A 14,209-nucleotide genomic window follows, 5' to 3' on the forward strand; every position below is an offset into this window, starting at 1 on the left:
CCGGACGGGGCGGTCCGTTTGGGCGGCCGCGCCCGCCGGCCGCGTCAGGCCGCGAGCAGGGGCCGCCGCGCGGGCGCGGCGACCTGCGCGGCCGGGCCACTGCTTTCGGTCTCGTCGAGCTTGAAGGCGCCGACCACCTGCGCCAGCCGGGCGGCCTGCTCCTCGAGCGCGCCGGCCGCGGCGGCCGCCTCCTCGACCAGTGCGGCGTTCTGCTGGGTCACGTCGTCCATCGTGGCGATCGACCCGTTGACCTGGCCGATGCCCTGGCTCTGCTCGCTGCTGGCGGCATCGATCTCGTTCATCAGGTCGGCCACGCGGCGCACGGCCTGGACGATGCCGGTCATGGTGGCGCCGGCGCTATCGACCAGGCGCGCGCCGGCATCGACCTGCTCGACCGAGGCGTTGATGAGCAGCTTGATCTCCTTGGCCGCGGCGGCCGAGCGCTGGGCCAGGTTGCGCACTTCGCTCGCCACCACGGCGAAGCCGCGGCCCTGCTCGCCCGCGCGCGCCGCCTCGACGGCGGCGTTCAGCGCCAGGATGTTCGTCTGGAAGGCGATGCCGTCGATGACGCCGATGATGTCGGCGATCTTGCGCGAGCTCGCCGTGATCGCGCCCATGGTGGCGACCACCTCGCCTACCACCTGGCCGCCCTGCTGCGCCTGGCCGCTGGCCGACATCACCAGCTGGTTGGCCTGGCGCGCGTTGTCGGCGTTCTGGCGCACGGTCGAGGTCAGCTCTTCCATCGCGGCGGCGGTCTCTTCCAGGCTGGATGCCTGGGCCTCGGTGCGGCTCGACAGGTTCATGTTGCCGGCGGCGATCTCGGCCGAGGCGCCGGCGATCGCATGGGTGCTGGCGCGCACCTCGCCCATGGTGCGGTTCAGCGACGAGACGAAACGGTTGAAGGCGTCGGCCAGCAGGCCGACCTCGTCCTCGCTCTCGACCGGCATGCGGCGCGTCAGGTCGCCCTTGCCCTCGGCGATCTCGCCCAGCATCGCCGCGGCGCGCGCGACCGGCGCGGCGATCGCGCGGCTGATCAGGAAAATCACGACCAGGCCGATGCCGCCGCCGATCGCGCCGGCGACCAGGCTGACCAGGAGCGTCGAGCGCGCCAGCTCGCCCAGCACTTCGCTTTCCGGCACCTCGGCGATCACGTACATGTCCAGCTGCGGCAGGTAGGACGAAGCGACGATCTGCCGGCCGTGTTCGGCATCGTGGACGGCGCTGGCGAACTGCGCCTTCTTCATCAGCTGCGCCACCAGTTCCGGCGAATAGCCCGGCAGGCCGGCGACCTTGTGCTCGCCGTCGGACAGGGTGGCATCGCGGTGCAGCACGATCCTGCCGTCCGGGCGGGCCAGGAAGACGTAACCGGACTTGCCGACCGTATAGCCGCGCACGGTATCGGCCAACTGCTGCACCGACAAGCCCAGGCCGGCCACCGCCAGCTTGCCCTCGCCGGCGTCGACGCGGGCATTGATGAAGAGTTTCATTTCGCCGGTCTTCGGGTCCGGGTCCAGGTTCAGCTCATAGGGATGCCCGCTGGCGAGGAAGTTGCCCATCCAGGCGTCGCGCGGATTGCCCTTCTCCATCGTGTAGCTCAGGCCGCCCTGGTCCAGGAACTTCAGCTGCCCGGGCGAGGCCCAGAACACGGTGGCGGCCTTGTTCACTTCCAGCACCTTGGCGGCATAGGCGCGCCAGGCGTCCATGCCAGCGTCGTCCAGCCCGGCGCGCTCCCAGTCCGCCAGGTAGGTGTTGTTGGCCACCGCCAGCGAGGCGGCCAGCGGCGCGCCGATCTGGCGCAGCACGTCGTTGCCGATCTCGCCGACCACCGCCGGCAGCTCGTGGCCGACCACGCGATCGCGCATGGTCCTGCCCGTCAGGGTGACGCTGAGCGCGGCCGACACCAGGATGAAAAGCAGCAGGCAGGTGGCCATGCCGAGCATGAGCTTGGTCTTGATCGACCAGCGGCGGAGGAATCGGGCGAGCATGAGATAGATGTGAGAAATAGTGAATTTGTTGCCTCATGGCATGGTCTCGCGATCCTTCTGTTTGCGTCAACGAAATTCGGCGCAGTTGTTTCCAGCTTGATAAGGAACGTTGCGCCAGTGCCGCAATGAAGGTGCCGATCCGTCTCCGCATGTGTTTGCCTGCTTCGTAGGGTGGGCACGCCGTGCCCACGCGCTACGGGCGTTTCCTTTCGCCCGCGGCAGATATGCGTCGCCCACGGACGCCGAGCGAAGCCTCGGGCTGCGGTTGCCGTTCATCGCACGCTTTACGGGCGATATCTCTCTGCGCATGATTCCAGACGCTGCGCAACGCGTGGGCACGGGGTGCCCACCCTACGATGGCCAACCGTTGCGTACGGAATAAAAAAAGCCGCCCGGTCGTCGACGGGGCGGCTTTCTGGGCTAGACCGAATCGGCTTACTTGTCGTGCAAGAAAGTCTTCAGCTTGTCCGAACGCGAAGGCTGGCGCAGCTTGCTCATGGCCTTGGCTTCGATCTGGCGGATACGCTCGCGGGTCACGTCGAACTGCTTGCCCACTTCTTCCAGCGTGTGGTCGTTCGACATCTCGACGCCGTAGCGCATGCGCAGCACCTTCGCTTCGCGCGGGGTCAGCGAGTCCAGCACTTCCTTGATCACGTTGCGCATCGACGCATGCAGCGCGGCGTCGAGCGGCGCCAGGGTGGCGTTGTCCTCGATGAAGTCGCCCAGCTGCGAATCGCCGTCCTCGCCCATCGGGGTTTCCATCGAAATCGGTTCCTTGGCGATCTTCATGATCTCGCGGACCTTGTTCTCCGGCATTTCCATCTTCTGGGCCAGGGTCGCCAGGTCCGGCTCGCTGCCGGTTTCCTGCATGATCTGGCGCGAGATGCGGTTCATCTTGTTGATGGTCTCGATCATGTGCACCGGCACGCGGATGGTACGGGCCATGTCCGCGATCGAACGCGTGATGGCCTGGCGGATCCACCAGGTCGCGTAGGTCGAGAACTTGTAGCCGCGGCGGTATTCGAACTTGTCGACCGCCTTCAGCAGGCCGATGTTGCCTTCCTGGATCAGGTCGAGGAACTGCAGGCCGCGGTTGATGTATTTCTTGGCAATCGAGATCACCAGGCGCAGGTTGGCGACGGTCATTTCGCGCTTCGCGGTGCGCGCGCGCTTTTCGCCGGCAGCCATCTGCTTGTTGATCTTGCGCAGGTCGGCCAGCGGCAGCGCCACACGCGCCTGCAGGTCGATCATGCGCTGCTGCAGCTCCTTGATCGCCGGCAGGTTACGGCTCAGCACCGCGCTGTACGGGTAGGCGCAGTCGACTTCGCGGTCGCCCCATTCCAGGTCGGTCTCGTTGCCCGGGAAGACCTTGATGAAGTGGGCGCGCGGCATGCCGCAGCGGTTCACGCAGATGTCCAGCACGGCGCGCTCGATAGAGCGCACTTCGTCCATCTGGCCGCGCAGGGTGTCGCACAGCTTTTCGACCACTTTCGCGGTGAAGCGGATGCCCAGCAGCTCGTGCGAGATGATTTCCTGCGCCTTGTTGTAGGCGGCCGAACCGTAGCCGCTGCTCTTGAAGGCATGGCCCATGCGGTCGAACTGCTCTTCGATGATCGCGAACTTTTCCAGCGCGCTCTTGCGCAGCTGCGCCAGCTGCTCGGCCGAGTAGCCGGCAGCGCCGCCGCCGGCAGCACCCTCTTCTTCCTCGACCTCTTCCTCTTCTTCCTCTTCCTCGTCATCCGACGCAGCCGCGGCGGTGCTCGGGGCCGGGGTCGACGAGGACTCGTTCAGGTCGACGAAACCGTCGACCACTTCGTCGATCTTCAGCTCGTCGCTGGCGATCTTGTGCGACAGCGCGATGATCTCCGAGATCGTGATCGGGCAGGCCGAGATCGCCTGGACCATGTCCTTCAGGCCTTCCTCGATGCGCTTGGCGATCTCGATCTCGCCTTCGCGGGTCAGCAGCGACACGGCGCCCATTTCGCGCATGTACATGCGCACCGGGTCGGTGGTGCGGCCGAAGTCGGAGTCGACGGTCGACAGCGCGGTCGCGGCGGCCGCTTCCACTTCGTCTTCGCTGGTCGGGGTCACGGCGTTGTCCGACAGCAGCATCATTTCCGCTTCCGGCGCGCGCTCGTAGACGGCGATGCCCATGTCGTTGAAGGTCGCGATGATGCCTTCGATCGCTTCCGGATCGATGATGTTTTCCGGCAGGTGGTCGTTGACCTCGGCATGGGTCAGGTAGCCGCGCTCCTTGCCCATGTTGATCAGGTTGCGCAGCTGCTGGCGGCGCTTTTCCAGCTCCTCGCCCGAGAAGCCTTCCTCGCTCAGGCCGGCCAGGCCCTTGGCCTTGCGCTCGCGCGCCTTCGACACGGCCTTCAGTTCGGCGCGCTCGACAGCGTTCAGCGCGGCGACTTCGTCGTTTTCCGGCATGAATTCGCTCGGCTTGCGGCCGCGGCGGCCCGGGACCTTTACCTGCGGCAGCAGGTAGCCCGAGGTGTCGATCGCGGCCAGCGCGGCGGCGTCGGTGGTCTTGCTGACGGTGCTGCCGGTACCGGCCCTGGCGGCCGACACGGCGGCGGCTGCCGCTGCGGGTTCGAGACGGCGGGTGCGGGTGCGCACGACCTTCGGCGCCTCCTCGGCGGCGGGCGCAGGCGCGGCGGCGGGCGCGGCGGCCACCGGAGCCGGTGCCGGCGCCTCGGCCGCCTTCAGTGCGGCCAGCTTCGAGGTGCGCTTGCGCACGATGACCGGCGCCACCGCCGGCGTGGCCGGGGCGGCGAAATAAGGCTCGGCATCGGCATCGGCTGCCGCGCCCGGGGCGGCAGGCGCTTCCGCTGCCACCTCGGCCACCGGCGCGGCGGCGACAGGCTCCGGCGCCGTTTCGACGGCGGCAGGCGCCTGTGCGGCTTCGACGGCGGCAGGCGCCGCTGCGGTCTCGACGGCGGCAGGCGCCGCGTCGGCAGCCTCGGGCGCCGGAGCAGCCGCTTCGTTCGTTGCCGCCTCGGCCTGGGCCTTCAGCGATGCCAGGCGCGAACGGGTCTTCACCACCGTCACCTTGGCCGCCGCTTCCGTCTCGAGGAAGTAGGAGGTCGCGGTTTTCGGCACTGCCAGCTGTGCCGTGGTGGTCTTGGACGGCGCCTTCTTCGCTGTCAGGGTCAGGGTCTTGGCGGTGTTCTTCATAAAAAAACTCTCCTGTCGAGGCGGATGCGCGCCTGCGAGGTCAATAATTCACCATGGCCCGCTGGGGCCCGGGGGAAAAGGAAACGGGAATGGCCCTAACTAAGGGCGCACAGGCCACAAATCAAGCGCGCCTTCCCCTGCGGCGGCACGCGGCCTGGCCGGATGCGCGGGTGGCAGGGGTTCGATGAGCAGTGATCAAGATTGCGGTGTGCATGGCGGAACGAAAAAAAGCCCGTCGGCTGAAACGGGCTTGGTTCTAATCTCGGTTAGGAAGAATAGAGGGGACGGACAACATTATGCCTTAAAGCAAGAATTGGTGATAATTGAAATATCCCATAATGGATATAAACAAATCACATAGTGCTCCATGACCACCCACGGACGACTCTTCCGTCCCTCTGCGCCGGCGCAAGCCGTGCGCAAGGCAAGAGGCGGATCATACACGATTTCGCGAGCGATGGCGCCGGTTTGCCGCTTCGCCCCGGCAACCACCCTCCCCAACGACGACTTCACACGGATATCACGCCGAATTGACACCGACCTCACACCGACCTCACACGATTTGCAGCGCACTTGTACCAGCCAGCATGCTATCCTTCGCTTTCCCGCTATTACCATGAAGTCAATGAACACCATTAGTCCTGCCGCCGAAACCGCCGACGTCAACACCAGCACTCCCGCCGAGAACACCAGCACGGAATCGACCGCGTCGAACGCCGCGCCGGAAAATGCGGCGGCCGGCGCGCCGGCCGGCAACCCGGCGCCCGCCGCCGCGCCCGCGCCGTCGGCGCGCGCCCTGCTCAAGCAACTGCAGCAGCAATTCCCCGCTTTCCGCGACTGCCTGCCGCTGGCGATCGGCATCGACAAGCAGTTGCTGGCCCGCATGCCCGGCCTGGACCGCAAGACCATGCGCGCCGCGCTCGGCATCCACACCGGCTCGATGCGCTACCTGCGCGCCATGGAAAAGGCGACCGTGCGCTACGACCTCGACGGCGTGGCCGGCGCGGAAGTGACCGACACCCACCGCAGCCACGCCAAGGAACAGCTGCAGCAGCGTTTCAAGAAGGAAGCCGAGCGCAAGAAGGTCGAAAAAGCCGCGGCCGCCGAGGCGGAAGCGGCTCGCCTGCGCCAGGAAAAGCTGCAGCAGCTCGCGTCCAAGTTCTCGCGCAACTGATTGCGCGGGCATGAGCGCAACGCCTGAGGATACCCTGCCGCCCTACCAGGGCCTCGCGCTGTCCGAGGTGCTGGTGGTGAAGTCCGCATCCGATGCGGCCAGCGCCTTGCAGGCGCTTGCCGCAGCGGACGTCATCGGCTTCGACACCGAGTCCAAGCCGACCTTCGCCAAGGGCGAGGAATCGACCGGACCGCACCTGGTGCAACTGGCCACCGACGACGGCGCCTACCTGTTCCAGATCGGCGCCGCGCCGGCCTCGGCGCTTGTCGAGCTGCTGCGCGCCGTGCTCGAGTCCGACGTCATCCTGAAGGTCGGCTTCGGCCTGGGCGACGACCTGCGCCGGGTCCGCGCCAAGCTCGGCATCGAGCCGCGCAACGTGCTCGACCTGTCCACCGCCCTGCGCCGCCGCGGCGAACGCAACCCGCTCGGCGCCAAGACCGCCGTGGCGCGCTACTTCGGCCAGGAAATGCAGAAGTCCAAGCGCATCACCACCACCAACTGGGCGCTGCCGCGCTTAAGCGACAAGCAGATCCTGTACGCGGCCGACGATGCCCACGCCGCGCTGCGCGTCTACCGCCGCTGGCGCGCCACCCAGGACGCCGCCTAAGCGTCCCGCACACTCCCGATGGCGGCCTCTTGCCGCCTCGCCCTGTCGGCCTGCTGTCTCCGGCCTCGCCCCTTCCCCCGGCGCTTTTCCGGGCGCCCGGGGCTGCCCGTCATGTCCACCACGCCTACAAGAACCTAGCAGAAACCTATCACTATTGATTGCTTCTGTTTCATAATTCACGCGGTACACTTTCCATGGCGGCAACGCCAACACGACAAAGACAAGTGACACAGTCACCACGGGAGACCGCAATGAAACACCTGAAAACCGTTTTTTCCTACCTCCTCATCATTGCCGCGGGCATCGCCATCGGCACCCTGGCCCCGCGCGTGCCGCAATGGCTGAAGGGTGACTACACCGAAGGCAACTACGCCGCCTACTTCCCCAACCCGAGCACCAAGGTCGTCATGTACGGCACCGAGACCTGCCCGTATTGCGCCAAGGCGCGCGACTACCTGCGCGAACGCGGCATCGCTTTCGCCGACTACGACATCCAGAAGTCGCCCGCCGCGCGCGAAGCCTTCGGCAAGCTCGACGGCAAAGGCGTGCCGCTGATCCTGATCGGCAACCGCCGCATCGACGGCTTCATGGCGCCGGTCTACGACGACGCCCTGAAGAACGCCGGCATCGTCCCGCAGACGGTGGCGCAGGCGCGCTGATCCGTAACGCGCGGCCCACTCCGCGCGCTTTCCATTTCCCGCAACAGGATGCCGTGCGACCAGACGGCGCGGCATCCGCACGTCCCCACGTCTGCCTTACCGGAGAGATGAAATGAAGCGCAAATTTGCCCTGTTCCTGTTCGCCCTCGGTCTCGGCGTCTCGGCGGCCCAGGCCGCCGACCCACGCTATTGCAACAAGATCTACGAGCTGTGCGGCGACGATCCCGACATCTGCTACGCCCAGCTGATCGCCTGCCTGGAACGCTGATCGGCCGCGCCAGCGCGCCTGCTCTTCTTTTTTTCGCAACAATTATGCTGCGTGAACAGACGACGCGGTATCATTCTGTCATCACGTCTGCCCTGACCGGAGAGATGAAATGAAACGCAAGTTTGCCCTGTTCGTGTTCGCCTTTGGTGTCGGCATCTCGGCCGCCCACGCTGGCGATCCCGACCTCTGCTGGAAGTTCTACCGCGCCTGCAGCGATGGCCCTTCCGAGTGCCTGGACCAGTACTACTACTGCCTGGAAACCTGACAGCCGCCGCTGCCGGCAGGCAGCGATGTGACGCGCCATCCGGGCCGGCGCATGCCGGCCCCGCAACGACAGGAAAACCGATTTGACGACCAGCCGGCTTCGCTCCTCCGCTTTTCACGCATCCGCAGCGCGCGCCACGGCCGCCGCGCTGGCCCTGTTCTCCTGTGCCTTGCCCATGCATGCCCAACCCGCCCAGCCCGCCCAGCCCGTCCGCCAGAGCGTGCCCGACACCCTGGAGCAGCGCCTGGCCGCCTGCATCGCCTGCCACGCCCCGAAGGACACGCAAGGCACGAGCGCCGGCGGCGTCTACTTCCCGCGCATCGCCGGCAAGCCCGCCGGCTACCTCTACAACCAGCTGGTCAACTTCCGCGAGGGCCGGCGCCAGTATCCCCTGATGACCTGGATGGTCAGCCACCTGCCCGATCCCTACCTGCACGAGATCGCCGACTACTTCGCCGGCCAGCATCCGCCCGTGCCGGCGCCGCCGCCGGCGCGCGAGAGCGCCGCCGTGCTGGCGCGCGGCGAGCAACTCGTGCGCCGCGGCGACACGGCGCTGAAGGTGCCGGCCTGCGTCGCCTGCCACGGCGAGCGCCTGCTGGGCGTGGCCCCGGCCATCCCGGGCCTGCTGAACCTGCCGCGCGACTACGTGAACGCCCAGTTCGGCGCCTGGCGCAATGGCGTGCGCCAGGCCCACCTGCCCGACTGCATGGCGACCATCGCCGCGCGCCTGGCGCCGTCCGACGTGTCGGCGATCTCCGCCTGGCTGGCCAGCCAGCCGACGCCGGCCGACGCCCGCCCCGCCGCGCGCGCCGCCAAGCCCCTGCCCCTGGCCTGCGGGAGCGCGCCATGATGCGGCGCCTGGCCTTCCTGCTGGCCGCCGTCCTGGCCGCGCTGGCGATCGCGGCGGCGATCGCCTGGCCGCGCGAGCAGTTCGTACCGAGCGCCTCGCCCGAGGCGTTTGCCGCCACCTCGGCCAACATCGCGCGCGGCGCCTACCTGGCGCGCGCCGGCGACTGCATGGCCTGCCATACCGCGCGCGGCGGCGCACCCTATGCCGGCGGACGGGCGCTGGAGACACCCTTCGGCACCCTGTTCGCGCCGAACATCACGCCCGACCGCGACACCGGCATCGGCAACTGGAGCGCCGACGACTTCTGGCGCGCCCTGCACGACGGCAAATCGAAAGGCGGCCGCCTACTCTACCCGGCCTTCCCCTACACCAGCTACACCAAGGTGTCGCGCGCCGACGCCGACGCCCTGTACGCCTACCTGCGCAGCCTGCCGCCGCGCCAGGTCCAGAACCGCCCGCATGCGCTGCGTTTTCCCTACGACAGCCAGCTCGCCCTGGCCGGCTGGCGCCTGCTCTACTTCAAGCCCGGCGTGTTCGAGCCCGAGCCGCGGCGCGATGCGCGCTGGAACCGCGGCGCCTACCTGGTCGAGGGCCTGGGCCACTGCGCCGCCTGCCACAGCACGCGCAACCGCTTCGGCGCATCGAGCGAGGGACTGGAAGGCGGCCTGATTCCGACTATCGGCTGGTACGCGCCCTCGCTGACCTCGGACGCCGAGGCGGGACTGGGCAAGTGGAAGGAAGAACACATCGTGCAGCTGCTGGGCACCGGCGTGGCGCCCGGCGCCAGCGTGACCGGGCCGATGGCAGAGGTGGTCGCGCAAAGCCTGCAGCATTTGACGCCCGCCGACCTGGGGGCGATGGCGGCCTACCTGAAGTCCCTCCCCGGCCCGGCGCCGCGCGAGCGCGAACCCGCGCCGCGGCTGGATGACCAGGTGCTGCAGGAAGGATCGCGCCTGTACGGCCAGCACTGCGCGGCCTGCCACGGCGAGCGCGGCGAGGGCCTCGGCCCCTATCCCGCGCTGGCCGGCAACCGGGCCTTGACGCTCGATGAACCGGTGAACGCGATCCGCGTCGTGCTCAACGGCGGCTTCCCGCCCGGCACCGCCGGCAACCCGCGTCCCTACGGCATGCCGCCCTTCAGCCACGTGCTGGACGACACCCAGGCCGCGATCCTCATCACCTGGCTGCGGGCGAGCTGGGGCAACGCGGCGGGGCCGGTGTCGAGTGCGCAGGTGAATCGGTATCGGGCGGTGCCGCTGGATTAGGGGCAATCAAAACGTGGAGAACCCATGCAGATCACAGCAATTGTCACAAACTCAGCCGCCGGACACGATGTGACTGTTCGGACCGGCGACTCGGCCCAGCTCTTGCGTGTGCCGCCCAAGAGCGCGGGCAAAGGCTCTGCGATCAATGGCGGCGAGTTTCTCATGCTCGCGTTGGCCACCTGCTACTGCAACGACCTGTATCGCGAGGCCGAGCGTCTCGGCATACCGATCGACGGCGTCGAAGTGGAAGCAAGCGCCGAGTTTCCGGGGGTCGGTCTCGCCGCCACGAACATTACCTACCGGGCAAGCGTGTCCTCCCCTGCCGCGCCTTCCGTGCTGGCGCAGTTGCTGTGCGAAACCGACGCAGTGGCCGAAGTACATAACACTGTGCGGGCTGGCGTGCCGGTCGAGTTGGTGAGGCGCCAAGCCTAGGCCTGGGTGTTCAGTCGCCGCCGGAGCTGCCGGGCCGTTCGCCCTGCGCCGCCCTCAAACCAGCTCGGCAAACCCGACGCGGTCCGTGGTCGCGTTGCGCGCATCCTCGACGCTGACCTTGTGGCCGGCCAGCAGGCGCTCGAGCGAGGCGTTCATGGTGTGGCTGCCCGGATCGCGGCCGCTGTTCATGTGCTCGCGCAGCGCGCCCAGGTCGCCGGCTTCGATCAGGCGCGCCACGGCCGGATTGACGCTCAGGCATTCGGTGGCCAGGTGGTAGCGGTTGGCGTCGAGCGAAGGCAGCAGGGCCTGGCACAGCACGCCGCGCAGGGCGTGGGCCAGCGCCTGGGCCTGGGATTCGCTGTTGCCCAGCAGGCGCTGCATCTTCTGCAGGCCCATCTCGGTCGAGCGCGCGTGCAGCGAGGCCAGCACCAGCGGGCCGGATTCGGCCAGGGCCAGCGCTTCCTGGGCGGTCTGGGCGTCGCGGATCTCGCCGATCACGATCACGTCCGGGCGCTCGCGCAGCGCGTCCAGCGCGCCGAGGTAATAGCTCTCGACGTCGCCGTCCTTGCCGACTTCGCGCTGGGTGATGATGCACTTGCGCTGCGGGATCAGGGTCTCGACCGGGTCTTCGATGGTGATGATGTGGCCCGAACGGCGCTTGTTGATCTCGTCGATCATCGAGGCGATGGTGGTCGACTTGCCCTGGCAGGTGTCGCCGATGATCAGCACCAGGCCGCTGGAGAGTTGCGCGAATTCCTGGGCATCGCTTGACAGGCCGAGCTCGGCCAGCGGCAGCGGCTCCTTGGGGAAACGGCGGATCACGCAACCCAGGCGCTTCTTGCCCTGGAAGCTGAAGCAGTTGGCGCGGATGCGCGCCGTGTGCAGGTCGATCGAGCGGTCGAAGGCGCGCTCGGCGATGCGCTCGGCCCAGTTCGGCTCGATGACGTCGAAGAACTCTTCCAGCTCTTCCTTCGTGATCGGCGAATCCGTCACCGCCACCAGCCCCTTCGGCTGGCGCAGCATCAGGGGGCTGTTCTGGTGGATGATGATGTCCGAGAACACCAGGCGCGAATTGAGCAGGTGCAGGATCTGCTCGACCAGCGTGCCGAAGACCGGATGGTCTTCGTTCTCGATATACGACAGCGTGGGGATTTGCGAGGACTGGTGGTATTCCATCTGGCGTGGCTCTTTGATCAATCGAAGTGTCGTTCAGACAATACCGATCATTATAAAACCATGCCCGCCAGAAATTGCATCTGCCGGATAGAAATTATTCAGCGTCCCAACGCGGCAACGATCTTGTCGCCGAAGATGGTCAACGCCACCCCGGCCACGACCACGAGTGCACCGGCCATGCGGATGCCCGAGACCTTGCGCACCGCCATGTTCACCAGGCCGAAGTTATCGATCGCCATCGACATCATGAGCTGGCCGGCGATCACCAGCACCACGAGGTTGAGCAAGCCGATGCGCGGCGCCAGGAATACCGTACCGAAGACGAAGGCCGCGCCGAGCACGCCGCCGGTCAGCTTCCACAGCGGCTGCTGGGCCAGCGCGCCGAAGGCTTCGCCGACGCCGCCGCGGGCAAAGGCGGCAATGCCGAGCACGACCGTGCCGACGCTGAACGAAATGAAAGCCGCCACCACCGAGTTGGCCTGCAGGGCATTCGCCAGCTGGCTGTTGACGGCAGCCTGCACCGAAATAAAGAGTCCTACGCAAAAGGCCAGTATGAACAGGGCCGCATTCATGATCCACATCCTTTCCGGCCGGGCCGGAGACAAAAAGGGCAAGATTGTAGTGGATGTGGCAGCAGCGTGCACCGCAGTGCACCAATTCGGGGCGCCAGACGCCGCTTTCGCCGTCCCGGCGTTGCCGCCGCACACCATTTTGGACCGTGGTCCGGCATGACCGGGCAGGTTGGGGCAACCGTCATGTCGTCCGCGCCCAGCCGCATTCTGGTCGCGTTTCCCTGCAGTTCGTCGCAAAACGGATGCGCCCGCCGCCGCTGCGCCTTACAGTTTCACCATCGACAACCGTGAGGACAAGAACATGAACAAGCCCACTCTCTCTTCCATCGCCCGCCGCACCCTGCTGGCCGCCTGCATCGCCGCCAGCCTGGGCGTCGCGGTCCAGGCCGGCGCGGCGCCCTGGTCCTGGGGCAGCGAGCAGGTGCAAGGCAGCGGCCGCATCGTCAAGCAGGCGCGCCAGGTGTCCGGCTTCACCGGCCTGTCGCTGGCGGTGCCGGGCCGGGTCGAACTGCGCATCGGCGACAGCGAAGGCGTGACCATCGAAGCCGACGACAACCTGCTGCCGCTGCTGGAAACCGTGGTCGACGGCGGCACGCTGCGCATCCGCCCGAGCAAGCGCAACCTGAACCTGCAGTCGAAATCGATCCGCATCGTGGTGCAGGCGCGCTCGATCGAGCGCCTGTCGCTGGGCGGCTCGGGCAGCATCGAGGCCGACCCGCTGCGCGCGCGACGCATCGATCTCGACCTGGGCGGCTCGGGCCGGATCAACCTGAAAGGCGTCGACGCCGAGACGGTCTCGGTCTCGCTCGGCGGCAGCGGCGACGTGCAGGTCGGCGGCGGCACGGCGGGCAAGGTGTCGGTCTCGATCGGCGGCTCGGGCGACGTCGACATGGGCCGGGTCCAGGCCACCACCGCCAGCGTGTCGCTGGCCGGCTCGGGCGACGCCACGGTCTGGCCGCGCGAGCGCCTGAGCGTGTCGATGGCCGGTTCGGGCGACGTGCATTACTACGGCGACCCGCAGGTCAGCAAGTCGACGGTGGGCTCGGGCGAGGTCAAGCGCATCGGCGCGTCGCCGCGCTAATGACGCAGGGGCACGCCGTGCCCACGCACTAGATGTTCATCCGCAGTTCGCGCCCGAGAGGATTGGCTCCGCGGCGCAAACAGGAGAGGCGCCGCCGGCGGGACGCTTTGGGACACGCCGCCTTGAAGCGGCTTTCGCTTCAACGCGTTCGGCTATCGCTGCTCATCCATACGCGTGGGCACAAGGTGCCCACCCTACGGACTTCAATGCCCTTGATGCTGCCCGTGCCCATGCCCCTGCATCGCCGGCGCCACGTAGGTCAGCGGCTTGACCTGGGCCTCGACCGTCACGCTGCTGCGCTTCTTCGCCGCGTCCTGCACGACGAGGGTGACCGGCACGGTCTCGCCTTCCTTCAGCTGGCGCTTCAGGTCGAAGAACATCAGGTGGTAGCCGCCCGAGGCCAGGTTCACCGGCGTGCCGGCCGGCAGGTCGATGCCGTCGACGGCGCGCATGCGCATGGTGTTGTTTTCCATCGCCATCTCGTGGATCTCGGCGCGCCCCGCGACCGGGGTGCTCACGCCAACCAGGCGCACGGCCGTGGCCGACTTCAGCTGCATGAAGGCGCCGGCGCTTTTCGCCGCTGGCACCGTGGCGCGTACCCAGGGGTCGGTGACGCTCACTTGCGCCAGCGCGCTGGTGGAAAACAGGCCGGCGGCCAGCAAGGCAAACAGGGTAGGCTTCATGGTCGGCAAAGC

14 protein-coding genes are annotated in these 14,209 nt (G+C 67.6%); 9 read left to right on the forward strand and 5 right to left on the reverse strand.

All coding sequences use genetic code 11. The annotated features are described in order from the left end of the window. Positions 1-44 precede the first annotated feature (44 nt). Both RT688_RS09780 and rpoD read right to left on the reverse strand, forming a co-directional pair. The gene (locus tag RT688_RS09780; RefSeq protein ID WP_313704682.1) at positions 45-1,985 is read right to left on the reverse strand and encodes a methyl-accepting chemotaxis protein; all 1,941 of its coding nucleotides are present in this window, start codon (positions 1,983-1,985) and stop codon (positions 45-47) included. A 435-nt stretch (positions 1,986-2,420) separates the two neighbouring features. Then, a complete protein-coding gene (gene rpoD / locus RT688_RS09785) occupies positions 2,421-5,165 on the reverse strand; it encodes an RNA polymerase sigma factor RpoD (protein ID WP_313704683.1) in 2,745 nt (914 codons plus the stop codon). Between the two features lie 625 nt (positions 5,166-5,790). Here rpoD and RT688_RS09790 point away from each other — a divergent pair. The 8 genes from RT688_RS09790 to RT688_RS09825 all read left to right on the forward strand — a co-directional run bounded on the left by RT688_RS09790 (position 5,791) and on the right by RT688_RS09825 (position 10,685). After that, positions 5,791-6,339, forward strand: a complete 549-nt coding sequence (locus RT688_RS09790) for a ProQ/FinO family protein (protein ID WP_313704684.1) — start codon at positions 5,791-5,793, stop codon at positions 6,337-6,339. Positions 6,340-6,349: 10 nt separating this feature from the next. After that, positions 6,350-6,946: a 3'-5' exonuclease gene (locus RT688_RS09795; protein WP_313704685.1), complete on the forward strand. Its 597-nt coding sequence runs from the start codon at positions 6,350-6,352 to the stop codon at positions 6,944-6,946. 251 nt (positions 6,947-7,197) lie between these two features. After that, positions 7,198-7,605, forward strand: a complete 408-nt coding sequence (locus RT688_RS09800; protein ID WP_313704686.1) for a glutaredoxin family protein — start codon at positions 7,198-7,200, stop codon at positions 7,603-7,605. A gap of 112 nt (positions 7,606-7,717) precedes the next feature. Then, positions 7,718-7,873, forward strand: a complete 156-nt coding sequence (locus RT688_RS09805) for a hypothetical protein (protein ID WP_313704687.1) — start codon at positions 7,718-7,720, stop codon at positions 7,871-7,873. Positions 7,874-7,982: 109 nt separating this feature from the next. Then, positions 7,983-8,138, forward strand: a complete 156-nt coding sequence (locus RT688_RS09810) for a hypothetical protein (protein ID WP_313704688.1) — start codon at positions 7,983-7,985, stop codon at positions 8,136-8,138. 175 nt (positions 8,139-8,313) lie between these two features. Beyond that, complete coding sequence (locus tag RT688_RS09815) at positions 8,314-8,988, forward strand: cytochrome c4 (protein WP_313704689.1); 675 nt, start codon at positions 8,314-8,316, stop codon at positions 8,986-8,988. After that, positions 8,988-10,253: a c-type cytochrome gene (locus RT688_RS09820; protein ID WP_409521903.1), complete on the forward strand. Its 1,266-nt coding sequence runs from the start codon at positions 8,988-8,990 to the stop codon at positions 10,251-10,253. The genes RT688_RS09815 and RT688_RS09820 overlap by 1 nt, the downstream gene beginning before the upstream one ends. A 24-nt stretch (positions 10,254-10,277) precedes the next feature. Further along, positions 10,278-10,685 (forward strand): OsmC family protein, encoded by a 408-nt coding sequence (locus tag RT688_RS09825; RefSeq protein ID WP_313704691.1) that lies wholly within the window; start codon positions 10,278-10,280, stop codon positions 10,683-10,685. A gap of 54 nt (positions 10,686-10,739) precedes the next feature. Here RT688_RS09825 and RT688_RS09830 read toward each other — a convergent pair whose 3' ends face one another. Beyond that, positions 10,740-11,861 carry an ATPase, T2SS/T4P/T4SS family gene (locus tag RT688_RS09830; RefSeq protein ID WP_313704776.1) on the reverse strand — a complete coding sequence of 374 codons (1,122 nt, stop codon included), beginning with the start codon at positions 11,859-11,861 and terminating at the stop codon, positions 10,740-10,742. A 98-nt stretch (positions 11,862-11,959) separates the two neighbouring features. After that, a complete protein-coding gene (locus RT688_RS09835; RefSeq protein WP_313704692.1) occupies positions 11,960-12,433 on the reverse strand; it encodes a DMT family transporter in 474 nt (157 codons plus the stop codon). Between the two features lie 301 nt (positions 12,434-12,734). On the opposite strand from RT688_RS09835, the gene RT688_RS09840 reads away from it, so the two are divergent. Further along, positions 12,735-13,514, forward strand: a complete 780-nt coding sequence (locus tag RT688_RS09840; RefSeq protein WP_313704693.1) for a head GIN domain-containing protein — start codon at positions 12,735-12,737, stop codon at positions 13,512-13,514. A gap of 203 nt (positions 13,515-13,717) precedes the next feature. Here the strand turns inward: RT688_RS09840 and RT688_RS09845 are convergent, their stop codons facing one another. Beyond that, on the reverse strand, positions 13,718-14,197 hold the full coding sequence (locus RT688_RS09845; protein WP_313704694.1) for a copper chaperone PCu(A)C: 480 nt from the start codon (positions 14,195-14,197) through the stop codon (positions 13,718-13,720). Positions 14,198-14,209 lie beyond the last annotated feature (12 nt).

It is taken from the genome of Massilia sp., from assembly GCF_032106685.1.
In the GTDB taxonomy this organism is placed as follows: domain Bacteria; phylum Pseudomonadota; class Gammaproteobacteria; order Burkholderiales; family Burkholderiaceae_D; genus Telluria.

What these genes read in the sequence shown, in the direction of transcription:
- RT688_RS09815 (WP_313704689.1), top strand. Translation starts at nt 8,314, where the DNA reads ATGCATGCCCAACCCGCCCAGCCCGCCCAGCCCGTCCGCCAGAGCGTG.
- RT688_RS09840 (WP_313704693.1), top strand. Translation starts at nt 12,735, where the DNA reads ATGAACAAGCCCACTCTCTCTTCCATCGCCCGCCGCACCCTGCTGGCC.
- RT688_RS09830 (WP_313704776.1), bottom strand. Translation starts at nt 11,861, where the DNA reads ATGGAATACCACCAGTCCTCGCAAATCCCCACGCTGTCGTATATCGAG.
- RT688_RS09825 (WP_313704691.1), top strand. Translation starts at nt 10,278, where the DNA reads ATGCAGATCACAGCAATTGTCACAAACTCAGCCGCCGGACACGATGTG.
- rpoD (WP_313704683.1), bottom strand. Translation starts at nt 5,165, where the DNA reads ATGAAGAACACCGCCAAGACCCTGACCCTGACAGCGAAGAAGGCGCCG.
- RT688_RS09810 (WP_313704688.1), top strand. Translation starts at nt 7,983, where the DNA reads ATGAAACGCAAGTTTGCCCTGTTCGTGTTCGCCTTTGGTGTCGGCATC.
- RT688_RS09835 (WP_313704692.1), bottom strand. Translation starts at nt 12,433, where the DNA reads ATGAATGCGGCCCTGTTCATACTGGCCTTTTGCGTAGGACTCTTTATT.
- RT688_RS09795 (WP_313704685.1), top strand. Translation starts at nt 6,350, where the DNA reads ATGAGCGCAACGCCTGAGGATACCCTGCCGCCCTACCAGGGCCTCGCG.
- RT688_RS09820 (WP_409521903.1), top strand. Translation starts at nt 8,988, where the DNA reads ATGCGGCGCCTGGCCTTCCTGCTGGCCGCCGTCCTGGCCGCGCTGGCG.
- RT688_RS09780 (WP_313704682.1), bottom strand. Translation starts at nt 1,985, where the DNA reads ATGCTCGCCCGATTCCTCCGCCGCTGGTCGATCAAGACCAAGCTCATG.
- RT688_RS09805 (WP_313704687.1), top strand. Translation starts at nt 7,718, where the DNA reads ATGAAGCGCAAATTTGCCCTGTTCCTGTTCGCCCTCGGTCTCGGCGTC.
- RT688_RS09800 (WP_313704686.1), top strand. Translation starts at nt 7,198, where the DNA reads ATGAAACACCTGAAAACCGTTTTTTCCTACCTCCTCATCATTGCCGCG.
- RT688_RS09790 (WP_313704684.1), top strand. Translation starts at nt 5,791, where the DNA reads ATGAACACCATTAGTCCTGCCGCCGAAACCGCCGACGTCAACACCAGC.
- RT688_RS09845 (WP_313704694.1), bottom strand. Translation starts at nt 14,197, where the DNA reads ATGAAGCCTACCCTGTTTGCCTTGCTGGCCGCCGGCCTGTTTTCCACC.